The sequence below is a fragment of the Actinospica acidithermotolerans genome (assembly GCF_018139625.1).
Taxonomy (GTDB): domain Bacteria; phylum Actinomycetota; class Actinomycetes; order Streptomycetales; family Catenulisporaceae; genus Actinospica; species Actinospica acidithermotolerans.
In genome coordinates this window covers 1-22,838 of sequence record NZ_JAGSOH010000113.1, presented here as the reverse complement: position 1 = coordinate 22,838, position 22,838 = coordinate 1, and the positions used below count along the sequence as shown (strand labels likewise).

The following is a 22,838-nucleotide window of genomic DNA, read 5'->3' as shown; positions in this document are numbered from 1 at the left end:
GTGGGGGATCAGGGTGGGGAGCACCGTGCCCGTCCGGCGGCCGCGAGGGGGGATCCGAGGGGGATCTCGGCGGCCGCCGGACGGTTGCCACGGCGGATCGCCCGCCGCCGGCGTCCCGGGGGACCAGGACGGTACGGGGGCACGGCCTGCTCCCCCGGGCTACGGCGGCGCAAGCCGAAGCCGGGGAGCGTGTCGGAACGCGTCAGTACAGTGCCTGACAGAGCCCAAGGGAGGATGAAGTGGCACGCATGAATCACAAGGCGCGGATGGAACGGCTGCTCAGCCGCCATCCGGATGCGGTGTACGCCGGCGGTGCCGCGCACCGCCGGGATCAGCTTCTTGTCGCGGAACACCAGTCGGAGCACGCCCGCGAGGCCGGCGCCCGCTTCCTCGACCGGGCGGACGAGTACCCCGAGATCGGAGTGCACCGGCTGCGGCTGAGACCATCGGCCCGCGTCGATGTGCCGGAATTCGCCGCCGAACTGCGCGAGCAGGGCATCGGCGCGACACCGAACCACCTGCTGCGCGGCGAGCCCGACTACATCGGCGGACCGTTCGGCGTGCCCGAGCTGTGCGGCCCGGTCGCGCCGCCGGTGGCGAACGGGGTCGGCCGGCCGGTCACGGTCGCGGTGCTGGACACCGGGATCACCCCGCACCCCTGGTTCACCAACACCGACTGGTGGCCCGAGGTGACGCCGGATCAGCTCGACCCGGTCGCCGCGAACTGCGACTACGCGCTGGACGCGCAGGCCGGGCACGGCACCTTCGTCGCGGGCGTGATCCTGCAGAAGGCACCGAACGCGCGGCTGTGGATCGACCGCGTGCTCGACGACATCGGCATCTGCGACGAGCTCGAACTGCTGCACAGCCTGGGCCGGATCCGGCGGCGCGAGGAGACGAGCGGCGTGTCCGTGGACGTGGTCAACATCTCGCTCGGCGGCTACGCGCACGCCGACCACCCGTCCTCGCTGGTCGCGGACGCGCTGCGGAGGTTCGGCAGCCACACGGTGGTCGTGACGGCGGCGGGCAACAACGGCTCCGACCGCCCGTTCTGGCCGGCCGCGCTCAAGGACTGCGTCGCGGTCGGCGCGAAGGCGTCGTTCTCGGACCGGGGCTGGTGGGTGGACGCGCACGCCCCGGGCGTGGACGTCCTCGGCCCCTTCCCGCGGCGCCGTTCCGACGGCGAGATCGAGCTCGGATTCGCCCGCTGGAGCGGCACGTCCTTCGCGGCGCCCCACGTCGCCGGCGCGATCGCCCGGCTGGCCAACGACAAGGAGATCACGGCCCGGGAGGCCGCCGAGGTCCTGCTGGACACGGCCCGCCCGAAGACCGACCCCGAATTCGGGGTGGAGATCGGATAGCGGAAGGTATGACGCCACGGCGTGATCTCGCTAGTGTGTCCCACGCGCCCGGCACGGGGTCGGGCGCGTGGGAGCGTGAGTCATGCCGTCGAACAGCGCGGAGCCCGCGGGGCCGAGGAACGACGAGCTTCTGGCCGCCGCCCTGCGGGGGGAGCGCGAAGCCTGGAACAGCCTGGTCGAGAGGTTCAACCGGCTGGTCTGGGCCGTCGCCCGGAGCTTCGAGATGCCGGCCTCGGACACGGCCGACCTCAGCCAGACGGTGTGGCTGCGGCTGGTCGAGCACCTGGATCAGATCAAGGAGCCGGAACGGCTCGGCTCCTGGCTCGCGACCACCACCCGGCGCGAGGGGATCAAGCTGCTGCGCAAGCGCAGCCAGGAGATCCCGGACGAGCACCGCCAGGAGCAGTCGGACCAGGGCATGGACGGTCCGGAGGAACACGCCCTGGTGGCCGACGAGTACGCACAGCTGCGCGACGCCCTGGCCAAGCTGCCGGAGCGCTGCCGCAGGCTGCTGCGGGTCATCGCGGCAAGCGACGAGGCGAACTACAGCGAGGTGGCCGCCGCCCTGGACATGCCAATGGGTTCCATCGGCCCGACCAGGTCGCGTTGCCTGGAACGGCTGCGGATTCAGTACACGCAGTCATCGTGAACCCGTCGAGAGACGGAGCGGTCCAAGGGGGACGAGCTCATGAGCACCAGTGACGGATACGAGGGCGCGGAGCACGAGAACGTGCGCCTGCTGGCCGACCTCAACGCGCTGTACCAGTACGACGATCCGGTACCCGAGTCGGTGCTGGACGCGGCGCGCGGCGCCTTCGCCTGGCTGGACTTCGACAGCGAGCTGGCGAAGCTCCTCGACGAGGAGTCGCTCGCCGGCCGCGCCGTGCGCGCCACCGGGGACCAGCACCTGCTGACCTTCGAAGCCGAGCACCTGACCTTCGTGGTGGAGGCCACCGAGCTGGCCGACGGCCGCAAGCTGGTCGGCCAGGTCATGCCGGCGGGCCCGCGCGAGGTGTGGCTGGAGAGCGCGGGCGGCGAACGCGCCGCCACCGAAGTGGACGAACTGGGACGATTCTCGCTCCCGCAGCTGCCGGCCGGCCCGGCGCGGCTGCGCTGTGAGCTACCGGACGGCACACGCGTGGTGACTGAATGGGGCGCCATCTGAGAAGCTGACTGAATGACCCGTGCCCACGACGCCGTCAGCACGCCCTCCGGCGACGGTGCGCTTCGCCTTGCCCGCGCACTGGAACTCCTCGACGCGGTCGACGGGGATGCCGCGGCGGCCGGCGCGGGAGCCAGGGAACTGCTGGCGCAGAGCGAGTCTGACGAGGCCGCGGCCGTCGCGATGCGGGTGCTCGGGCTCTCGCTCAGGGCCGGCGACAACTCCGCGGCCGCCACGGAGATGCGCCGCGCGGTCAACAGCGCGGAGCGCCTGGGCCTGCCGCTGCGCGCGGCGCAGGCGCGCACCTCGCTGCTGGTCATGCTGTCCCATCAGGGCCGGACCACCGAGGCGCTGCGCGAAGCCGAGCTCGCCGAGGCCGCGCTGCAGGGCCCTGAGGTCGAATGGGATCTGGCCAGGCTGCGGGTGAACCACGGCCTCGTGCTGCAGCGCCTCGGCCGCAACGCCGAGGCCCTGTCCTGCTACGCCGCCGCCGAGCCGGTGCTGATCAGGCACGCGGACGTGCGCTGGGAAGTACTGCTGCTCAACCTGCGCGGCACGATGCTGGCGTATCAGGGCAAGCATGACGCGGCGGCCGCCGACCTGCGTCGCGCGATCGGTCTCGGCGAATCCTCCGGCATGAGCAACATCGGCTTCAGCCTGCACCTCAACTACGGCTTCGTGCTGCTGCAGGCCGCGCGGATCCCGGAGGCGCTCAAGGAGATCACCCACGCGCTGCGGATCGGCGAGCAGAACGGGACCCAGCTCGAACCCGCGTACGCGGACCGGGCGAACGCGCTGCTGACGGCCGGACTGGCGGCGGAGGCGCTGGAGAACGCGGAGCGGGCGATCGCCGGTCAGCTCGAACGCGGCCGGGCGTTCGACGCGGCGGAGTCCCGGCTGGTCGCGGCGCGCGCCGCGCTGGCGGCGGGGCAGGTGGGCCGCGCCTCGGCGCTGGCCGCGCAGGCGCGCGCGGACTTCACCGCGCAGCGGCGGCGCACCTGGGCCGCGTGGGCCTGGCAGGTGGAGCTGGCCGCGCGGTTCGCGGACGGCGAGCGCACCGCCGACCTCCTCAGGGAGCTGATTCGCTGCGCGAGGCGGCTTGAGCAGTCCGGCTGGCTGACCTCGCCGCAGGAGGCCAGGCTGCAGGCCGCGCACACCGCCGCCGCCCTCGGGCGGCGGGCGCAGGCGGCCCGGCTGTACGGGGTGATCGCGGCGAAGCGGTTCAGCGGACTGGCCTCGCTGCGCATCCTCGCCTGGGAGGCGGAGAGCGAGCGCAGGCTGCTCGGCGGGGACCGCGGCGGCGCGGGCCGGGCCGTGACCCAGGGCCTGAAGGTGCTGGGCGAGTTCGCGGGCACGCTCGGGGCGACGGACCTGCGCGCGGGCAGCGCGGCGCTCGGCGCGGACCTCGCGAAGGCGGGACTGCGGCTGAGCCTGGAGGGCGGCTCCGCGCGCAGTCTGCTGGTGCGCGCGGAGCAATGGCGCGCGGCGTCGCTGCGCCGCGCTCCCGTGCGCCCGGCGCAGTCCGGTCAGTTGGCGCTGCTGCTGGCCCGGCTGCGCTTCGTGACCACGCAGGCGGGCGACGACCCGTTGGCGGGCAAGGACATCCGCGCCGTCCAGCGCGAGCGGGTCAAGCTCGAAGAGGAGATCAGGGAACTGGCTCGGCACACCCCGGGCACCCACGCCTCCCCGGAGTCGCCGCTCGATCTCAGGGTCCTGAGCAGCACGCTGAGCGGCCGCACCCTGGTGGAGTACCTGCGCCTGGACGACGAGCTGCACGCCATCGTGCTCGCCGGCGGCCGGTGCACGCGGCACCGGATCGGCTCGTACCAGGCGGTGCTCAAGGAACTCGAGCAGCTGCGGTTCGCGATGGGCCTGATCGCCAAGCAGCACGGCTCCCCCCGGCTGCTCGCCGGCGCACGGCAGAACTACGGCCACGCGCGCGTGCGACTCGACGCGATGCTGCTCGACCCGCTGCGCAGGCGGATCGGCGGCCGCGAGGAACTCGTGCTGGTGCCGACCGGCTCGCTGCACGCGCTCGCGTGGGCCGCGCTGCCGTCGATGGAGAACCGGATCGTCACGGTCGCGCCCTCGGCCCGCAGCTGGCTGGCCGCCGAGCAGGTCCCGCTCCGGACCGGCCCGGTCGCGCTGGCGTACGGCCCGGACCTGCCGCACGCCGAGGACGAGATCGCCGCGATCGCGCAGCTCTACCCGGACGCCAAGCCGCTGCGCGGCGGCGACGCCGTGGCTGACGCGGTCGCGGCGTCCTGGGACGGCGCCCGGCTCGCGCACCTGGCCGCGCACGGCAGGTTCCGCAAGGACAACCCGCTCTTCTCCAATCTGGAGCTGGCCGACGGCCCGCTGACCGTCTACGACCTCGAATCCCTCGGCCGCGCCCCGGGCCTGCTGATCCTCTCGGCCTGCGACTCGGCCCTGTCCGGCATCCACCCGGGCGACGAGCTGATGGGCGTGGCCAGCGCGCTGCTCGCCCTGGGAAGCAAGACCCTGATCGCCTCCGTCGCCCCGGTCGACGACGAGTACACCAGGACACTGATGACCGCGCTGCACACCCAGCTCGGCGCGAACGTGCGCCCGGCCCAGGCGCTCGCCAAGGCCCAGGCCGAGCACCCCGAGGCACCCGCCTTCATCTGCCTCGGCTCAGGCTGAGAACACGCTGCACACCCAGCTCGGCGCGGACGTGCGCCCGGCCCAGGCCGAGCACCCCGAAGCACCCGCCTTCATCTGCCTCGGCTCAGGCTGAGAACTCCGGCTCGGCGCCGCCGTCGAACTCCCCCGGCTCGTCGACGTCGGACGCGCCCTCGACATCGTCGTCATCGGCGTCGGTGCCTTCGGCCGCCGAGTCCTCCCGGCCGGCCGCCGCGGCGCCGGCCGCGGCGAAGCCGTCGAGGAAGCCGCGGGCGCGCTCGAGCTTGGGGAAGTCCTGGAGCAGCCGCCAGAAGCCGGCGCCGTGGTTGGGCTCGATCAGGTGCGCGAGCTCGTGCAGCAGCACGTAGTCGATGACGAAGTCCGGCATCCCGCGCAGCCGGTCGGAGAGCCGGATCGAGGCGTCGACCGGGGTGCACGAGCCCCAGCGGGCTCCCTGGTTGGAGACCCAGCGCACCGAGACCGGCACGGCCCGTCCGCCGAGGTACTTGACCGACAGTTCGCGGGCCCGGGCGGCGAGCTCGGCCTCGCCCGGCCGGCTGCGCCGCTCGCGCGAGTCGAGCCGCGCGAGCATCGCCTTGACCCAGCGCTCCTCCTCGCGCGCGGACATCTGCGCCGGGATCAGCACCACGGTCCGGTCGCCCTGCCGGTAGGCGGACACGGTCCGCCGACGACGCGCCGAACGACGCACCTCCACGGCGTCTCCGGCGGCCGCACCACGCTTCGACCCCGCGGCGTTCGCGGCGTCCGTCGGGGTCAGGTCGGCTGACACGCAACCCAACGTAGCGGTTCGGAGCCGATTTGGCCCCCGTCTGCGTGCTAAGTCTTGCCGAAAAGTTCTCGGCAGCCGCACTCCGACGTACGGCGTTCACCGAAAAATTCTTCATTTCGCCTGGTGAAAGAGCGGCACCCGACTTCGTCCACCGGGTTATCCACATGAAATGCCGGGACGATCCACATACTTGCCGGGATTGTCACCAGGTTATCCCCAGGGTTGTCCACAGCCGTTCGCGTGGCGCAATTGACGACGCGGGCCAGATCGCCGTACCGTCGTCACCTGAAAGCGGGGCCTTCGGAAAACAGCTCGGCGGCCGCGGTGGGCGATCACCGCGTGAACCGGGACGTGCGCCTGGGGGCCCCGCACCGTTTTCTCTCCGGGATATCCCGCCCCACTCATCAGTACGTCGGACCGGCGGTCCTACAACTCACCCGAACGTGCCAACACGCGGGTGCGCACGTGCCGCCGAGCGTCCGCGATGCCGGAACACGCTCCCCTCTCGCGTATGGTGACTCTCGTCCGGGGGCCGAACGCGGCCAATCGGACGAACCAACCGCGAGATGCACAGGAGGGCCACCATGGCCGAGACATACACCGGTGAGGCCTACTGCGTGAAGTGCAAGGAGAAGCGGCACTTCACCGGCGAGGTCAAAGTCAGCGAGTCGGGCCGCCGGATGGCCCAGGGAACGTGCCCGACCTGCGGCACCAAGGTCAACCGGATTCTGGGCAAGGCCTGAGCCGACGGCCGGCGGTCCGCGAATTCCGGCACCGGGCGGGCCGGTATCCGAATTCCGGGATACCGGCCCGTTCGATCGGCGCGGATCCGAGATCTTTCTGACGAAGGAGCCGCGCGCCGGTGCGCCCGATCCTCAAGCCCGGATTGGGCCGCGTCTGGCTGGACGCGAACACCGTGCAACTCGGCCGCGGCGCGCACTGCCGGATCCACCGGCTCGACAGCGCGGAACGATTGCTCCTCGAGGCCCTCGACGGGACCCGGGATACCGATTCGCTGCTTTCCTACGCCGCGCGGCTGGGGCTCTCGGCTGAGCGTTCCATGGCCTTGCTCAACCGGCTGGCGCTGGAGGGCGTACTGGACGACGCCTCGCTGGAGACCCCGGCCCTCGCCCGGGTGAGCGTCGCGGAGCGGGCCAGGCTCGGGCCGCTGGTCAGCGCGCTCGGGCTGCGCAACAAGCTGCCCGGCAGCGGCGCGCGGGCGCTGGAGCGCCGGGCCCAGCAGCACGTCGCCGTGCACGGCCTCGGGCTGATCGGCGCGCAGGTCGCCCGGCAGCTGGCCGCCGCCGGGGTGGGCGTGGTGCGGCCGGTCGATCCGAACCCGGGCGAACACCGCGACACCGGCCCCGGCGCGCTCGACCCCGGGCAGGCCGGCCAGCGGCGGCAGGACTCCGTCTGCCGCTCGATCCAGCGCGATACGCCGTTCGCCCGCATCGCCCCGGCGCACGCGGCGCGCCGGCCCGAGCTCGTCGTCGTCGCCCCGGTCGACCGCTATCCGGTGGAGCTGTTCGACAGCCTCGCCGCGGACGGCGTGCCGCACCTGCTCGTGCGGTCGGCGGGCGACGAGGTGCTGATCGGCCCGCTCGTGCTCCCCGGCAGCACTCCGTGCGTGCACTGCGCCGACCTGCGACTGAGCGAGACCGACCCGAGCTGGGCGCAGTACCTGGCGCAGTACGGCGCGCCGCGCACCGGCGAGCTGCCGCCCGGCGACACCTCGCTACTGCTGCTCGCGGCCGCCTACACGGTGCACTACGCACTGACCCGGCTCGACGGCGGCGATCCGCCGGTCCTCGGCGCGGTGACGAGCCTGCGCCCGCCGGACGCCGTACCCGTCCGCATCGAGCTCAGCGCGCATGCGGGCTGCGGATGCGGTGCCCGCGCCAACGCTCATCCTGCCGACCTGCTCTAATAGGCCGTATGAGTGATCTGCCGAGGAATGCGGTGACCCGTACCGCCAAGCTGGCCACACTCCCCCTCGGCCTGGCCGGGCGCGCCACCGTCGGCCTGGGCAAACGCGTGGTCGGCGCGCCCGCCGCGGCCGTCGCCAGCGAGCTGCAGACCCGCACCGCCGAGCAGATCTTCAAGGTGCTCGGCGAGCTCAAGGGCGGCGCCATGAAGTTCGGGCAGGCGCTCTCGGTCTTCGAGGCCGCGCTGCCCGAGGAGCTGGCCGGGCCGTACCGCGGCGCGCTGACGAAGCTGCAGGAGAGCGCGCCCGCGCTGCCCGCCTCGACGGTGCACAAGGTGATGGCCCAGTCCTTCGGGCCGGACTGGCGCGAGCGCTTCCAGTCCTTCGACGACACCCCCGCGGCCGCCGCCTCGATCGGCCAGGTGCACCGCGCCGTGTGGAGCGACGGGCGCGCGGTGGCCGTCAAGGTGCAGTACCCGGGCGCGGGCAAGGCGCTGGTCGCCGACCTCAACCAGCTCGCCCGGATCTCCCGGCTGTTCGGCATCCTGGTGCCCGGCATGGACGTCAAGTCGCTGCTGACCGAGCTCAAGGAGCGGATCGCCGAGGAGCTCGACTACGCGGCCGAGGCGGAGAACCAGCGCGCCTACGCCGCCGGCTACGCCGACGAGCCCGGCATCCTCGTGCCCGACGTGGTCGCCCAGCAGGGCACGGTGCTGGTCACCGAGTGGATCGACGGCATCCCGCTGTCCAAGATCATCGCGGACGGCACGGCGGAGCAGCGCAACGAGGCCGGCCGGCTGCTGCTCGGCTTCCTGTTCTCCGGCCCCGGCATCGTCGGCCTGCTGCACGCCGACCCGCACCCGGGCAACTTCCGGCTGATCCCGGTCGAGGGCGCGGACGCCGAGGAGGGCCCGTGGCGGCTCGGCGTGCTCGACTTCGGCGCGGTCAACCGGCTGCCCGGCGGCATGCCGGAGGCGATCGGCACCGCCATCGGCTACGCGCTGCGGGACGACGCCGACGAGGTGGTCCGGATCCTGAGCGGCGAGGGCTTCGTGCGCCCGGGGATCACGATGGAGCCGCAGGAGGCGCTGGACTACCTCGCCCCGCTGCTCGACCCGCTGCGCGGCGAGATCTTCACCTACAGCCGCGCCTGGCTGCGCGACCAGGGCTCGCACCTGTCCGGCCGCGGCAACCCGGCCGCCTCCGTCGGCCGCAGGTTCAACCTGCCCCCGGCCTACATGCTGATCCACCGGGTGAGCATGGGCACGCTCGGCATCCTGTGCCAGCTCGGCTCGACCGTCGCGGTGCGCGAGGTCCTGGGACCCTGCCTGCCCGGCCTGGACCTGGACGCGTGACCCCTCTCGCGGGGATCTGATTCACGCTCCGGGCCCTGACCGGGCAGGGGGTGTTGGTGCCTTGGTGCTCGGTTTTCAGTTAGGGAGATTCAGGGGCCGGGGCCCCCGGGGCGGCTAGCGCTTCCCGCCCAGCAGGCGCGCCGCGAGGCCGCGGCGTGCCCGGTAGGCGGTGCGTCGGAGGCGTTGCGCCTCCGCTTGTCGTAAGCGTTCCCTGTGCAGTTCCTGGGCGTAGCTGTACTGCGTGGCGTACATGGTTGCGGTGCTCCTCAGCGTGGTGGGTTCGTGGTTGTACGGGGCGAGCGGATTACCGGACTCGGCGCGGACGCCGGCGGGCTTGAGCAGGGTCTTGGACATGGGACTTCCTGTTTCCTGAGAAGGGATACGGACGGTGGTCGGTGGTTCAGGCGACGACGGCGACGTCGACCTTGCGCGGACGTCCACGCGGCCGCTTGCGCGCCACGACGACGCCCTGGACGAAGAGCTCGCCGCCCCAGACGCCCCAGGGCTCCTTGCGCTCGAGGGCGCCCTGCAGGCAGGCCTCGCGGATGGGGCAGTCGGTGCACACGGCCTTGGCGAGCTCGACGTCGGCCGGGGACTCGGCGAAGAAGAGCTCGGGCTCGACGCTGCGGCAGGGCAGGTCGTCGAGGGCGGTGTTGGGCTCGAAGACGGTCAGCTGCATCGCTGGCTCCTTCTGGGGGCTCGGGACTACGGCGGGGCTGTTCGTGGGGTCAATCGGAGCCTGGTCGAGGCGCTCGATCTGCACGGTGTGTCAAGTCCTTGTCGTATCGATGGTCCCGCCGCCCACGTTCCCGGTGCTGGGAACGAATAAGGCCGCGGATCCCGGTTCTCGGGTTCCGCGGCCTGGAGGCTGCTGCACTGACGGGCGGTCAGTGCGGTGGTCTCCAGGTGACGGTTCCCCGACGGTCGGTCAGGTGCTGCTTGTCCTGCTGGTCCTTGCTGGTGCTGCCATTGCCGACGACTCCGGCGCCGAACACGCGCGCGGCGGCGGCATAGCCCGCCGGTCGCGTGGCCGTGCTGAAGGCGAAGGCGCGCATGCCATGGCCGGCCAGGCCGGCCGGGCGCTCTTCGGCCACCACGCGCGTCACGGTCGCGACGCCGAGGCGCACGGAGCCCGCCCACGCAGGGGAGGACGACGGCGTCAGCGGCGAGACGGCGGACGGGGCCACGGCGCGCGGGCGCGGGCAGGCAGCGAGAAGGGCAGCCTGCGGCTCGGGAATCTGGAACTGAGTCAGCATGAGATCGTTCTCGCCTCCTTCTCGTACTCGGCCGGTTCCGGGGGCGAGCCGGAATCGACGTGCGCGGCGGCCTGGCGGCCGATTCGTACTGCGATGCACCGTCCGGAGTCCGGCGGCGCGTGTCAGAGGCTAGAACCTTCTCCCCTGAGCCCGCAATCCATTTTTGACCTGCGGTTTCGTGGAAAGCCCCCGATAGCTTCACGCATCCGCTTCCGGATGCTCCCCACGTTCGCCCGAGGATCGGAGATCTCCGGGTGCGAACTTCATCCTGTCATGGGCGCCGGGCCGTGTCACCCCCTGCACGGCATTTTCCGGTGACCTCCCGGACACGATCCGGTAAAGCGGCCTCTGGACGGCGCGCCCGCCCCCGCCTAGAGTCAGCCGCGACGATCACCGGGGACGCGTTCTCCCCGGTAGGAGGGCCGGATGGCTGATCCGCACATCGAGTTCATCGACCCGCACGAGGATCCGGACTCCGTCGACTGGCTGGACGCGGACGACGAGGAGCACGTGCGGTCGCACGGGAGCGCCCGCCTTCCGCCGCGCACCACCGCGCGCCGCGTCCTCGGCTCGCTGCTGGTCTTCGCCCTCGCCTTCGCCGCGACCGGCTACGCCGGCAGCCTCGCCTACCGGCACGACGAGGCCGTCGAGCAGGCGGCCGACACCCTCGAGCTGCGCGCGGTGGACGTCGGCGACCCGGTCACGCTGCTCGACCCGGGCGCGCTCGGCGGGCTCGGCGCCTGGCGGATCGACCCGAGCGCGGCGGTCGCCGTGGACATCACGAATGAGAGCCCTGACCCGATCACCCTGCTGCCCGGCGCGACGCTCTACGGTCCGGGCCTGACGAAGCCGGCGGCGCTGCGGACGAGCGGCCAGGGCCGGCTGCGCCCCGGGCAGACGGCGCGGTTGACCGGCGTGGCCAGCGTGGACTGCGGCGTGCAGGCCGCGAGCGTCGGCGCGGACCGGGGCAACTCCCTGCTGGTCGAGGCGCGCACGGTGAGCGGGGCGGTCGGCGCGGACTCGGTCGGCCTGGACGGCGGCGGCGAGTCCGTGCGCCAGGAGATCTGCGTGCAGCAGGGCGAGGGACTGGCCTCGAGCTTCTACCCGCAGTCCGTCGACCCGGCGGCACATTCGTTCACCGTGGCGGTCTCCAGCCGTTCGCTCGCGGTCCAGCCGCTGCGCTACCAGGTGGTCGAGACCGTCTCGACGCGGCCGACGCAGTCGATGCCGCCGATGAACGTCCTGCTGTCCAAGCCGGTGCCGGTCGGCCCGGTCACCGGGACGCTCGAACCCGGGGGGACCTTGAGCGCCGGGTTCACCGTGCGGGTCACGGCCTGCCCGAGGCTCGCCGCCACCGCGCAGGGCACCGTGGAACTCGAGATGCTGCTGTTCTACCGCGGCGCGCCGGCGGTCTTCCAGATGGACGGTTTCGACCTCGGAACCCTTGTCCGCGAGGCCTGCTCTCTGCTCTCTTGAGAAGGTGGACATGATGGGGGACGACGATGACGACGACGTCGTCTTCCTCGACGACGAGGAGATCGACGACGAGGACTGGCTCGAGGAGGAGGACCTCGGGAACGCGGGCCGTCCCGGGATGCTGCCGCCGCGTGTCTCGCGCCACCGGCTGCTCGTGACGCTCGCCGCACTCGCGGTCTTCCTCGGCGGGACCGGCGCGGTGTTCACGGCCGCCTACCACCGGCACATGACGGACCTTCGGATCGCGAACCTGCTCGACCTCGCCGCGGCCGCCTCGCCGCAGATCCCCGGCCTCGCCGACCTCGGCTTCTCCACGATCTGGCACGCCGAGGTCCGCGAGCAGGTCGTCGTGCCGGTGGTCAACCAGGGCCCGCGCCCGGTCGAACTGCTCGGCGCCGTGCTCTCCGAGCCCGGCATGATCAGCACCGCGGACCTGAAGCCGACCGGCGCGAAGACGCTGAGGACCGGCGAGGTCGGCGACCTCGCCGGCGAGATCACCGTCAGCTGCGCGCAGGCAGCGACCGCGCGCATCGCCGTGACCGGGAACGACCCCTCGGCGAGCGCCCCGCGGCAAACCGCGCCGAGCCTGCGCGTGCAGGCGAGGACCACGAGCGGCACGGTCGCGCAGGCGACGCTGAATCCGGAGTCCGGCCAGGCGCTCGGCGGCGAGATCCAGCAGCGGATCTGCACGCAGCAGGGCGCCTTCGTCGTCGGCGACGCGCAGCAGATCACGCACTACGACCGCTCGACGCACATCCTGACCTTCACCTGGTCGGCGACCTCAAGGGCTGACAGCCCCCTCTGGTACGACGCCACGCTGGCGCTCTCGGAGCCGGGCCACGACGCCGCGGAGCCCTGCACCGCCGAGACCGTCTCCCCGGCCGGGCAGCCGTACATCGGCACGCTGGAGCCGGGCGCGACGATCAGGGCCACGTTCGAGATCCAGATGTCGAACTGCCCGAGCGGCACCAGCCCGCCGGACACCGAGGCGCTCTTCCTGAACCTCGAGCTCGCGATCGACGGGACGAGCGTGCTGACCGAACTGAACTCATACCCGGTCCAGCTGTCCTAGGGCGTTCGCCGAGACCCTGCGCCGCCGCCTGCCACGCCGGTCTCCCCCGCCGGTATCGCCCGTCGCCACCTAGGAGCGCTAGGCACTCGCACCGATATCCTCGCCATCCGCGCCACCCTCTGGGTCCTGCGACTCCTCGTCGGGCGCGGGGGCCGAGCCGGTGAGGATGGTGAGCACCTGGTCGGCGTAGCGATCCAGTTTCGCCGTGCCGACGCCGGGGATCTTGGCGAGCCCGGCCCGGTCCGCCGGCCGGATCTCGGCGATCGCGGTCAGCGTGGCGTCGGTGAACACGACGTAGGCAGGCACCGACTGCTCGGCGGCCTGTTCGAGCCGCCAGTCCCGCAGCCGCTGAAAGAGCGCCTGGTCCAGGTCCGACGGGCAGTCCGCGCAGCGGCCCAGCTTCCGGTCCACCGCCTCGATCAGGGCCTTGCCGCACACCCGGCAGCGCACCGGCCCGGTGCGCTTGGACTTGCCCTGCTCCTGCGGCCCGCGCCCGGAACCGCGGCGCACCACTCCGCCGGCGCCCGCCTCCGTCATCGCGGCCTTCGCCTCGCGCAGCGAGTCCAGGAAGCGCGACGGACGGCGCGATGGCCGGCCGCCCGGCGCTCGCGCCAGCGCCCAGGACAGCTGCAACGTCTCGCGCGCCCGGGTCACGCCGACGTACAGCAGCCGGCGCTCCTCCTCGATCTGCTCATCCGTCTCGGCGTACGTGATCGGCAGCAGCCCCTCGGTCAGGCCGACGAGGTGCACCGCATCCCACTCCAGGCCCTTCGCCGAGTGCAGCGACGCCAGCGTCACGCCGTCCACGACCGGGGCGTGCTGCACCGCGGCACGCTCCTCCAGCTCGCGCACGAAGTCAGCGAGCCCGGCGCGCGGATGGCCGACCGCGTACTCCTCCGCCAATGCGGCGAGCGCGGCCAGCGACTCCCACTGCTCGCGCGCCCGGCCGGAGCCGGCCGGGGCCTTCGGCGACCAGCCGCTGCCGGACAGCACTGCGCGCACGGTCGCCGCCAAGCCGTCGTCCGTCTCCTCCCCTGCGCCGGCCGCGCCGCCCGCAGCCGCGGAATCCGACGTCCCGCCCGAGCGGGCCGCGCCGCGCAGCAGCAGCACTGCCTGGCGCACCTCGGGCCGGTCGAAGAAGCGCTCCACGCCGCGCACGACGTACGGCACGCCGCGGTCCGCGAGGGCCTGCTCGTAGACCTCGGACTGCGCGTTGATCCGGAAGAGCACCGCTATCTCCGCGGGCCGGGCGCCGCGATCGATCAGCTTCTTGATGCTCTCGGCGACGCCCTCGGCCTCCGCCGCCTCGTCCGGGTACTCGGTGTAGCCGACGGGCGGGCCGGCGTGCCGCTGCGCGACCAGTTCGAGCCGGGCCCTGGCCGCGCGCCTACCCGCCGGGGTGTCCCGCGGGATCGCCGCGAGCAGCGCGTTCGCCACCCCGACGACCTGCGGTGTCGAGCGGTAGTCGCGGACCAGCCGGATGACGGTCGCGTCCTTGTACCGGTCGGGGAAGCCGAGCAGGTACTCCGGCGTGGCGCCGGTGAACGAGTAGATGGTCTGGCTCGCGTCGCCGACCACGCACAGCGAATCGCGCTGCCCGAGCCACTGCTCCAGCAGCCGCTGCTGCAGCGGGTTGACGTCCTGGTACTCGTCCACCACGAAGTGCCGGTACTGCGCGCGCACCTGGTCGGCCACGTCCGGCCGGGAGTCGAGCACGCCGATGGTGAGCAGCAGCACGTCCTCGAAGTCGATGAAGCCGCGGTCCCGCTTGTGCTCCTCGTAGGCCGCGTAGACCCGGCTGACCTCGGCCGCCTCGCGCGGCGGCACCCGCTGGGCCTTGGCGACCGCGGAGTCGTAGTCCTCCGGCGCGGTCTGCGTCGACTTGCACCACTCGATCTCCGAGGCCAGGTCGCGCAGCGCGGCCCGGTCCGTCTTGATCCGGCAGGCCGAGGCGGCCTCGGCGACCAGCGGGATCTTCGACTCCAGGATCCGCGGCGCCGGTCCGCCGACCGTCTGCGGCCAGAAGTACTGCAGCTGGCGCAGGGCGGCCGAGTGGAAGGTGCGCGCCTGGACCGCCGCCGCGCCGAGCCCGCGCAGCCGGCCGCGCATCTCCCCCGCGGCGCGCGCGGTGAAGGTCACGGCGAGCACCTGGTTCGGCTGGAAGGCACCGGTGGCCGCGCCGTAGGCGATCCGGTGCGTGATCGCCCTGGTCTTGCCCGTCCCGGCGCCCGCGAGCACGCAGACCGGACCGTGCAGCGCGCGGGCTACCTCGCGCTGTTCGCGGTCCAGTCCGGCCAGGAGCTCGTCGGGATCTGTCATGGGGCCGATTGTGACAGGCCGGTCCGACAGCCGGGGCGCCGACGGGGAAGGAAATGCCGCCCGCGGTCGTTGTATCGTGCGGATCCGTCCACGAGCACTCAAGAGCACCCACTGCCACGCGAGGAGAACGACACAGCCATGTCGGCCCAGATCACCATGTACTCGACCCCCTGGTGCGGTTACTGCAAGCGGCTCAAGAGCCAGCTCGACCGCGAGGGCATCGCGTTCGCCGAGGTCGACATCGAGCAGAAGCCCGAGGCCGCGGACTACGTGATGAGCGTCAACAACGGCAACCAGACCGTGCCGACCGTCGTCGTGGTCGCCCCCGACGGCAAGCAGACGGTGATGACCAACCCGTCGCTGGCGCAGGTCAAGGCCGCGAGCGTCTGAGTTCGTCCAGGCCGAAGCCGGCCCAGTCGCGGACGGCCTCGTCCGCGTCCCCGGCCAGTGCGGCGAGCGCTTCCTCGACCCGCGGCGTCGGGTAGCGCTCGTCGGCGATCGACGCCAGCGCGAAGGCCACCGCGCGGCGAATCCCGGCGTCTCGATGCGCCGCGTGGCGCAGCACCGCGGTCAGCGCCCGGCCGTCGCCGAGGTGCGCCAGCGCGGTGATCGCGGCCTGCACCAGACGCGGGTCCTGGGCCTGATCGAGTTCGGCCAGCAGGATCGGCAGCGTCTGCTCGCGGTACGGCCGACCGCTCGCGTACCCCAGCTGGCCCAGCACGTCCATCGCGACGAGCCGTAGTTCGAGATCGGCGGATCGCGTCGCCTCGGCGACCGCGAGGAAGGTGCCGGCGTCCGGGCGGCGCTGCAGTTCGAGCACCGCCGCCCGACGCCGCCCGTCCTCCGGATCCGGGCACGCGGCGGCCTCGGCCAGCAGCCGCGCCGGGTCCTCGTATCCGGGTTCGAACTCACGCATGCCACCCAGCGTAGTCGGCGGCTCATATCCGAGTGCCCGCAGCTAGAGACGAAACCGGCATCCGTGTGCTTAACTCTTCGCCTCACCACCTGCACCATCGCACCATCGCACAGTGACAGAGTCGTAACTGTTTGTGGGCAAATGGGATGGATCAACGTGGCCAGTGTGGAATTCGCGGAGGCATCGCACACCTACCCGGGAACCCGGATGCCGGCCGTGCGCAAACTCGACCTGACGGTGGAATCGGGCGAGTTCATGGTGTTGCTCGGGGCGAGCGGCAGCGGCAAGACGACCGCGCTGCGCATGCTCGCCGGGCTGGAGGAGGTGGACTCCGGCTCGGTGTACATCGACGGACGTGACGTCACGGACCTGGAACCCGGTGAGCGCGACATCGCGATGGTGTTCCAGAGCTACGCGCTCTATCCGCAGATGACCGTCGCCGAGAATCTCGGGTTCCGGATGACGATCATGGGCACGCCGCACTCGGCGGTCGCCCGCCGCGTGCGCCGGATGGCGACGCAGCTCGACCTGACGCCGACGCTCGAACGCCTGCCGCGCACACTCTCCGGCGGTGAGCAGCAGCGCGTGGCGATGGGCCGGGCGATGATGCGCGAGCCGCAGGTCTATCTGATGGACGAGCCGCTCGGCGCACTCGACGCCAAACTGCGCGCGCAGGTCCGCGGGCAGATCTCCGCGCTGCAGCGGCGCCTCGGCACCACGATGCTGTACGTGACGCACGATCAGATCGAGGCGATGACCATGGGCGACCGCATCGCGGTCCTCAAGGACGGCGTACTGCTGCAGTGCGACGCGCCGCGCGTGCTCTACGAGAACCCGACGAACGCGTACGTCGCCGCCTTCGTCGGCTCCCCGCCGATGAACCTGCTCAGCGCGCGCGTCGAGCACACGTGGGCGGTGCTCGGCGACGTGGACGTGCTCGAACTGCCGCTGGGCCGCGGGCTCGTGTCACAGCTGAGGTCGCCCGAGGTCACCGTGGGATTCCGGCCCGACAAGGTCAGGCTCGCGCCGCCGGGCACCGGACTGTTCGCGCACGTCGAGGCGGTCGAAAACCTCGGCTACGTCTCCTACGCGCACTGCGCGGCCGGCCTCGGCGAGCGGCGCAAGGACATCGTCGTACGCTGCGAGCCCGGCATGGCGCCGAGGCCCGGCACCGCCGTCGGCCTCGCCCTCGACCCGGCGGAGATCCACTACTTCGAGCCCACGAGCGGACGTCGCCTGCACGCCGTCCGCTGACGGCCTGTCACCAGCCCGCGGGGTGGTTCCAGTCCTCGCCGAACCAGTTCTCGATCAGCTTGCGCGCGATCGAGATCCGGCCGGCCGGGATCACCTCGCCGGCCTCGATCGCGGCCGACAGCTCGGCGCGGCTGAACCAGCGCACCTCCTGCAGCTCGTCGCCGTCCGCGCGGATCCGCTCCGGATCGTCGACCCGGGCCCGGAAGCCGAGCATCAGGCTGCACGGGAAGGGCCAGGGCTGCGAACCCAGGTACTCGACCCCGGTGACCGTGAGGCCGGCCTCCTCGGCGACCTCGCGGGCCACCGCGCTCTCCAGCGACTCGCCGGGCTCGACGAAGCCGGCCAGCACCGAGTAGCGGTTGGCGTCCCACGCGGCCTGGCGGCCGAGCAGCAGCCGGTCCTCCGGATCGGTCACCGCCATGATCACCGCCGGGTCGGTGCGCGGGTAGTGCTCCGTGCCGCACTGGGCACAGCGGCGCACGTGCCCGGCCGAGGCGGACTGCATCGGATGCCCGCAGCGCGGGCAGAAGCGGTGGCTGCGGTGCCAGTACTCGAGCGCGACGGCGTGCGTGAGCAGGCCCGCGTCGAGGTCCGAGAGCAGCATGCCGACCTCGCGCAGCGAGGCCGAGCGGGCCTCCGCGTCCTGACGGCCCGGCAGGGTCTCGGCGGGCACCGCGAAGTACGCGCGGCCCTGCTCGTCCCGGCCCAGGAAGAAGCGCTCGCCCTCCGGCGCGTCGAGCGAGGGCAGCAGGACCAGCCGGGCCAGCGCCGCGTCCGGGCTGTCCGTCGCCACCGGGTCGACCTCGTCCAGCACCAGGGCCCGGCCCTCGCTGACCACCAGCACCCGGCTGTCCGGATTCGACCACGCCGCCGCCAGGGCCGGCTCGTCCAGCCGGAGCTCCGACTGCCGGTCCACCGCCGACCTGCCCAGCGCCAGCCGGCCGAGCGGGCCGGTCAGCTCGTCCCTCGGGTCCGCCATCGGACCGCCACCCCCTGCTCTCTCCATGCGTCAAGTGTGTCATCGCGGGCCGGGACCCCGGAAAGGATCATCGGCCCGTGACGACTAACTCCCGGGAACGTGCGATTGTTCCCGAGCGGGACGGATGCCGCATATCGGCCGCAGTCGTGGCGTAGCGGCCTGAGTGCCTTACTTCCCGAGGCCGGAGGCGGCCAGGTCCTCCCACAGGTAGGCCGCGGCCTCCGCGCCCTTGAGCAGCAGGTCCATGTCCACCTTCTCGTTCGGCGCGTGCCAGCCGTCGTCCGGCAGCGAGATGCCGAGGAAGACCACCGGCGCGCCGAGCACGTCCTGCAGGTCGGCCTCGGGGCCCGAGCCGCCCTCGCGGGTGTAGAGGATCTCCCGCGGCTCGGCCGGATCGGCCGCGAAGGCCTTGCCCAGCGCGCGCGAGACGGACTGCAGCGCCGGGTGGTCAAGCGGCGTCAGGCAGGGCCGCACGCCCTCGCCCTCGAAGTGCACCGCGGCGGTGATCCCGGCCGGGACCCGCTCGTTCAGCCACGCCTCGAAGGCCTTGGCGACGACGCTCGGCTCCTGCCCGGCCACCAGCCGGAAGGAGAGCTTGGCGTGCGCCTCGGAGGGCACGATCGTCTTCGAGCCCGGGCCGGTGTGCCCGCCGTAGATCCCGTTGATCTCGGCGGTCGGTCGCGCCCAGACCCGCTCCAGCGTGGAGTAGCCGGCCTCGCCGACGGCGGCGGAGGACTTCGCGTTGCCCAGCCACGTCCGCTCGTCGAACGGCAGCTTGGCGATCAGCTCGCGGTCGGTGTCGGAGAGCTCGACGATGCCGTCGTAGAAGCCGGGCACGGTCACGTGCCGGTCGGCGTCGTGCAGCTGCGCGAGCACCCGCACCAGCTCGGTGATCGGGTTCGGGATCGCGCCGCCGAAGGAGCCGGAGTGCACGTCGCCGGAGGGGCCGGTGAAGTCCACCTGCGCGGCGATCAGGCCCCGCATGCCGGTGCACGAGGTCGGGGTGTCCTTCGCCCACATGCCGGTGTCGGAGACCACGACGACGTCGCAGGCCAGCTCGTCGGCGTGGGCGCGCAGCAGCTCGGCGAAGTTCGGCGAGCCGCTCTCCTCCTCGCCCTCCACGATCAGCTTCAGGTTCACCGCCGGCGCGGTGCGCCCGGTCGCCGCCAGGTGCGCGCGCAGGCCGAGAGTGTGGAAGAACACCTGCCCCTTGTCGTCCGCCGCGCCGCGCGCGTACAGCCGCCCGTCGCGCTCGGTCGGCTCGAAGGGGCCGGTCTGCCACAGCTCGAGCGGCGTCACCGGCTGCACGTCGTGGTGCCCGTAGACCGCCACCGTGGGCGCCGACGCGTCACCCGAGGGCCACTCGGCGAACACCGCCGGAAGCCCGGAACCGCCCGCCGTCTCCCACACCTCGACGGTGGGGAAGCCGACGGAGCGCAGCTTGGCGGCCAGCCATTCGGCACTGGCCCGCACGTCCGCGACCCGGTCGGGGTCGCCGGAGATGGACGGGATGCGCAGCCAGTCCTTCAGTTCGGTGAAGAACTCGGCCGCGTTGCCCTCTACGTATTCCCGGATGTCTGCCATAAGCGCCAAGGGTAACGGGTGGTGCGGGCCCTTACTGGCGGTACGTCGCGAGGAAGCGCTCGAGTCCCTCGATCGCCGCGCCGAGGTCCTTGACGTGCGGGAGCGTGACGATCCTGAAGTGGTCGGGCTCCGGCCAGTTGAAGGCCGTGCCGTGCATGACCAAGGTCTTCTCGGCGTTCAGCAGGTCCATCACGAAGCGCTCGTCGTCCGTGATGTTGTAGACCTTCGGGTCCAGCCGGGGGAAGGCGTAGATCGCGCCCATCGGCTTGGTGCAGGAGACGCCCGGGATCTCGTTGAGCATCTGCCAGGTCAGGTCGCGCTGCTCGTAGAGCCGGCCGCCCGGCTCGACGAGCACGTCGATCGACTGGAAGCCGCCGAGCGCCGCCTGGATCGCGTGCTGCACCGGCACGTTCGGCCCGAGCCGGAGGTTGGCGAGCACCTCGAGCCCCTCGAGGAAGTCCTTCGCGTGCTCCTTGGGACCGGTGATGACCATCCAGCCCATCCGGTAGCCGGCCGAGCGGTAGATCTTGGACAGGCCGTTGAAGGTCACGCAGATCAGGTCCGGGCAGGCCAGGGCCGTGGGCCGGTGCGTGGCGCCGTCGTAGAGGATCTTGTCGTAGATCTCGTCGGACAGCACCATCAGCTGGTGCCGCCGCGCCACCTCGACCAGCGCGTCGATCACCTCCGGCGGGTAGACCGCGCCGGTGGGGTTGTTCGGGTTGATGATCACGATCGCCTTGGTGCGGTCCGTGACCTTCGACTCGATGTCCGCGACATCCGGCGCCCAGCCCGCCTGCTCGTCGCAGCGGTAGTGCACCGCCTTGCCCCCCGCGAGCGTCGTCGCGCCCGTCCAGAGCGGGTAGTCCGGCGCCGGCACGAGCACCTCGTCGCCGATGTCGAGGAGGCCGTTCAGCACCATCGAGATCAGCTCGGAGACCCCGTTGCCGATGTAGATGTCCTCGATGTCCACGATCGGCAGACCGCGCGTCTGATACGCCTGCGCCACCGCCCGCCGCGCCGAAGGCAGCCCCTTCGAGTCCCCGTATCCGTGCGAGCCCGGGAGGTTGCGGATGATGTCCTGGATCAGCTCGTCCGGCGCCTCGAATCCGAACGGCGCGGGGTTGCCGATGTTCAGCTTCAGGATCGAGTGCCCCTCGGCCTCGAGCTCCTTAGCTCGCCGCAGCACCGGTCCGCGCAGGTCGTACTGCACGTCGGACAGCTTCCGCGACTGCTTGAACTCCATCGGGGACACCCTTCGATACGCCGTCGATCGGCACGTGGGTCGTTTCTATCAGGAATGTCGCGATCGGCGCACTGGGATTCCAGAGTGTAAGCAAGCCGGGGTTTGCGCATGGGACGACCCGTCCACCTCGCCCGGCACAGCCAGGCATACGGCCGAACGAGCGAAAAAAGGCGAAGATTCCGGCGTCCCGCAAGCGAAACGCTACCCCCACCAGGGTGAATACCGATCAGTAAGTTGATCTGACAGGCCGTCAGCGTTCAGATTCGACACATGGTCACCCAAGCCCACGAGGTCCCGAACCGGATCCTGCAGGAGGATCCGCAATCGGTGGCCCGAATGCTCAAGCACATCGGCATACCCGTAGCACTCGTGAAGCAGGCGACGGTCCTGTCTCCGGACGCCACGGAGTCGAGGCCGCTCGAACGAAGGATCGACGCGGTCTTCCGCGTCGACACGGAGGAGGAACCCTTTCTCGTCGCACTCGAGGTGCAGCGGACGGATATCGAGTCCAAGTTCTCGACCTGGCTCTACTACTGCTCCTACCTGCAGGAGAAGCACACGCTCCCGGTCATCCTGATGGTCCTGTGCGATGACCACCGGGTCGCCGTGTGGGCGAGCAGGGCCCGCGCCTTCGGCCCCGCGGCCCACAAGAGCATGCAGCTGGCGCCCGTCGTCTGCGGTCCGCGCAACGTGCCGAAGTTCCTGGACGCCGAGCAGATCGCCAACGACCTCCCGCTCGCCGCCATCTCGGTGATCGTCCACTCCGCCGGGCCCGACGCCGACGAGCAGATGACCGTCTTCGCGGCCGCGCTCGAAGCCCAGCCCGACGGCGAGAACAAATTCACCCTCGCCGACCTCGTCTCAGCCGCCCTTTCCGGTACCCAAGCCGCCCGAACCTGGAGCACAATCATGCTCATGACCACCTCATACCCGCGCTCGCCGCTCGCCCGGGCCCTCGCCGAGCAGGTGACCGAGCAGGTCACGGCCACGGTGACCGAGCAGGTAACGGCCACGGTGACCGAGCAGGTGACCGCCACGGTGACCGAGCACCTGATGCAGGAGAAGCTGATCCGCGCCCTGGAACTGCAGTCGAAGCCGCTGACGGAAGCGGACCGGCGGCGGATCGTCGCGTGCACCGACGTCGACACGCTCAACCGGTGGTTCGACCGCAGCTTCACCGTCGCGACCGCCGGGGAACTGTTCGACGAGAGCTGATCGGCGGACGGCCTGGCTGTCTCGGGCGGATCGCACCCGAGGCAGCCAGCCGTTCGGCCGAATGCTCGCCCCGCGATTGAATTCGATCTGAAGACATTGCGCCGGTAGCCGGGAAATGGGAATTCGGCGATCGGCGGCCGGGGAATCGGCCACCGTGAGTGGGCGGGAGGAATTATCGTCGGGGGCATGACTAGCGGGCATGGGCATCACCATCGGCACGGGCAGGGTCACGAGCACACTCCCGGGCACGGCCATTCGCACGGGGGCGGCGGCGAGGCGGGGATGGCCG

The 22,838-nt window shown here is 71.9% G+C and carries 21 protein-coding genes; 12 read left to right on the top strand and 9 right to left on the bottom strand.

The features are described from left to right. Positions 1 to 248 precede the first annotated feature (248 nt). From KDK95_RS27540 to KDK95_RS27525, 4 genes are all read left to right on the top strand, one after another. A complete protein-coding gene (locus tag KDK95_RS27540) occupies positions 249 to 1,361 on the top strand; it encodes a S8 family peptidase (protein ID WP_249161991.1) in 1,113 nt (370 codons plus the stop codon). Between the two features lie 82 nt (positions 1,362 to 1,443). After that, the gene (locus tag KDK95_RS27535) at positions 1,444 to 2,010 is read left to right on the top strand and encodes an RNA polymerase sigma factor (protein ID WP_212521215.1); all 567 of its coding nucleotides are present in this window, start codon (positions 1,444 to 1,446) and stop codon (positions 2,008 to 2,010) included. Positions 2,011 to 2,049: 39 nt separating this feature from the next. Continuing rightward, complete coding sequence (locus KDK95_RS27530; protein WP_212521214.1) at positions 2,050 to 2,526, top strand: hypothetical protein; 477 nt, start codon at positions 2,050 to 2,052, stop codon at positions 2,524 to 2,526. Between the two features lie 12 nt (positions 2,527 to 2,538). Continuing rightward, positions 2,539 to 5,187, top strand: coding sequence for a CHAT domain-containing protein (locus tag KDK95_RS27525; RefSeq protein ID WP_212521213.1), 2,649 nt, complete (start codon positions 2,539 to 2,541; stop codon positions 5,185 to 5,187). An 85-nt stretch (positions 5,188 to 5,272) separates the two neighbouring features. Here KDK95_RS27525 and KDK95_RS27520 read toward each other — a convergent pair whose 3' ends face one another. After that, positions 5,273 to 5,956, bottom strand: a complete 684-nt coding sequence (locus tag KDK95_RS27520; RefSeq protein WP_307844718.1) for a M48 metallopeptidase family protein — start codon at positions 5,954 to 5,956, stop codon at positions 5,273 to 5,275. A 584-nt stretch (positions 5,957 to 6,540) separates the two neighbouring features. On the opposite strand from KDK95_RS27520, the gene KDK95_RS27515 reads away from it, so the two are divergent. The 3 genes from KDK95_RS27515 to KDK95_RS27505 all read left to right on the top strand — a co-directional run bounded on the left by KDK95_RS27515 (position 6,541) and on the right by KDK95_RS27505 (position 9,235). Next, positions 6,541 to 6,699 carry a DUF5679 domain-containing protein gene (locus tag KDK95_RS27515; protein WP_169739932.1) on the top strand — a complete coding sequence of 53 codons (159 nt, stop codon included), beginning with the start codon at positions 6,541 to 6,543 and terminating at the stop codon, positions 6,697 to 6,699. Between the two features lie 119 nt (positions 6,700 to 6,818). Further along, the gene (locus KDK95_RS27510) at positions 6,819 to 7,883 is read left to right on the top strand and encodes a TOMM precursor leader peptide-binding protein (protein WP_212521212.1); all 1,065 of its coding nucleotides are present in this window, start codon (positions 6,819 to 6,821) and stop codon (positions 7,881 to 7,883) included. An 8-nt stretch (positions 7,884 to 7,891) separates the two neighbouring features. After that, on the top strand, positions 7,892 to 9,235 hold the full coding sequence (locus KDK95_RS27505; RefSeq protein ID WP_212521211.1) for an ABC1 kinase family protein: 1,344 nt from the start codon (positions 7,892 to 7,894) through the stop codon (positions 9,233 to 9,235). A 114-nt stretch (positions 9,236 to 9,349) separates the two neighbouring features. Here the strand turns inward: KDK95_RS27505 and KDK95_RS27500 are convergent, their stop codons facing one another. The 3 genes from KDK95_RS27500 to KDK95_RS27490 all read right to left on the bottom strand — a co-directional run bounded on the left by KDK95_RS27500 (position 9,350) and on the right by KDK95_RS27490 (position 10,491). Further along, positions 9,350 to 9,589, bottom strand: coding sequence for a hypothetical protein (locus KDK95_RS27500; protein ID WP_212521210.1), 240 nt, complete (start codon positions 9,587 to 9,589; stop codon positions 9,350 to 9,352). 46 nt (positions 9,590 to 9,635) lie between these two features. After that, positions 9,636 to 9,998, bottom strand: coding sequence for a WhiB family transcriptional regulator (locus tag KDK95_RS27495; protein ID WP_372463396.1), 363 nt, complete (start codon positions 9,996 to 9,998; stop codon positions 9,636 to 9,638). Positions 9,999 to 10,122: 124 nt separating this feature from the next. Next, the gene (locus KDK95_RS27490; RefSeq protein WP_212521208.1) at positions 10,123 to 10,491 is read right to left on the bottom strand and encodes a hypothetical protein; all 369 of its coding nucleotides are present in this window, start codon (positions 10,489 to 10,491) and stop codon (positions 10,123 to 10,125) included. 426 nt (positions 10,492 to 10,917) lie between these two features. On the opposite strand from KDK95_RS27490, the gene KDK95_RS27485 reads away from it, so the two are divergent. Beyond that, complete coding sequence (locus KDK95_RS27485; RefSeq protein WP_212521207.1) at positions 10,918 to 11,967, top strand: hypothetical protein; 1,050 nt, start codon at positions 10,918 to 10,920, stop codon at positions 11,965 to 11,967. A gap of 10 nt (positions 11,968 to 11,977) precedes the next feature. After that, positions 11,978 to 13,039 (top strand): hypothetical protein, encoded by a 1,062-nt coding sequence (locus tag KDK95_RS27480; protein WP_212521206.1) that lies wholly within the window; start codon positions 11,978 to 11,980, stop codon positions 13,037 to 13,039. A gap of 78 nt (positions 13,040 to 13,117) precedes the next feature. Here the strand turns inward: KDK95_RS27480 and KDK95_RS27475 are convergent, their stop codons facing one another. Next, positions 13,118 to 15,358 carry an ATP-dependent DNA helicase UvrD2 gene (locus KDK95_RS27475; RefSeq protein WP_249161987.1) on the bottom strand — a complete coding sequence of 747 codons (2,241 nt, stop codon included), beginning with the start codon at positions 15,356 to 15,358 and terminating at the stop codon, positions 13,118 to 13,120. A 138-nt stretch (positions 15,359 to 15,496) separates the two neighbouring features. Between KDK95_RS27475 and KDK95_RS27470 the strand changes: the two genes are divergently transcribed. Beyond that, positions 15,497 to 15,748, top strand: coding sequence for a mycoredoxin (locus KDK95_RS27470; protein WP_212521205.1), 252 nt, complete (start codon positions 15,497 to 15,499; stop codon positions 15,746 to 15,748). Here the strand turns inward: KDK95_RS27470 and KDK95_RS27465 are convergent. Next, entirely contained in the window at positions 15,729 to 16,274 is a 546-nt protein-coding gene (locus tag KDK95_RS27465) for a HEAT repeat domain-containing protein (RefSeq protein ID WP_212521204.1), read from the bottom strand. The genes KDK95_RS27470 and KDK95_RS27465 overlap by 20 nt on opposite strands. A 156-nt stretch (positions 16,275 to 16,430) precedes the next feature. Between KDK95_RS27465 and KDK95_RS27460 the strand changes: the two genes are divergently transcribed. Beyond that, complete coding sequence (locus KDK95_RS27460; RefSeq protein WP_212521203.1) at positions 16,431 to 17,528, top strand: ABC transporter ATP-binding protein; 1,098 nt, start codon at positions 16,431 to 16,433, stop codon at positions 17,526 to 17,528. Positions 17,529 to 17,535: 7 nt separating this feature from the next. On the opposite strand, the gene nudC is transcribed toward KDK95_RS27460, so the two are convergent. The 3 genes from nudC to KDK95_RS27445 form a co-directional block, all read right to left on the bottom strand. Next, positions 17,536 to 18,507: an NAD(+) diphosphatase gene (gene nudC, locus KDK95_RS27455; protein WP_212521202.1), complete on the bottom strand. Its 972-nt coding sequence runs from the start codon at positions 18,505 to 18,507 to the stop codon at positions 17,536 to 17,538. Positions 18,508 to 18,675: 168 nt separating this feature from the next. Continuing rightward, positions 18,676 to 20,091, bottom strand: coding sequence for a dipeptidase (locus KDK95_RS27450; RefSeq protein WP_212521201.1), 1,416 nt, complete (start codon positions 20,089 to 20,091; stop codon positions 18,676 to 18,678). A gap of 31 nt (positions 20,092 to 20,122) precedes the next feature. Beyond that, complete coding sequence (locus tag KDK95_RS27445) at positions 20,123 to 21,334, bottom strand: pyridoxal phosphate-dependent aminotransferase (protein WP_249161986.1); 1,212 nt, start codon at positions 21,332 to 21,334, stop codon at positions 20,123 to 20,125. Positions 21,335 to 21,604: 270 nt separating this feature from the next. Between KDK95_RS27445 and KDK95_RS27440 the strand changes: the two genes are divergently transcribed. Further along, positions 21,605 to 22,549: a hypothetical protein gene (locus KDK95_RS27440; protein WP_212521199.1), complete on the top strand. Its 945-nt coding sequence runs from the start codon at positions 21,605 to 21,607 to the stop codon at positions 22,547 to 22,549. Positions 22,550 to 22,838 lie beyond the last annotated feature (289 nt).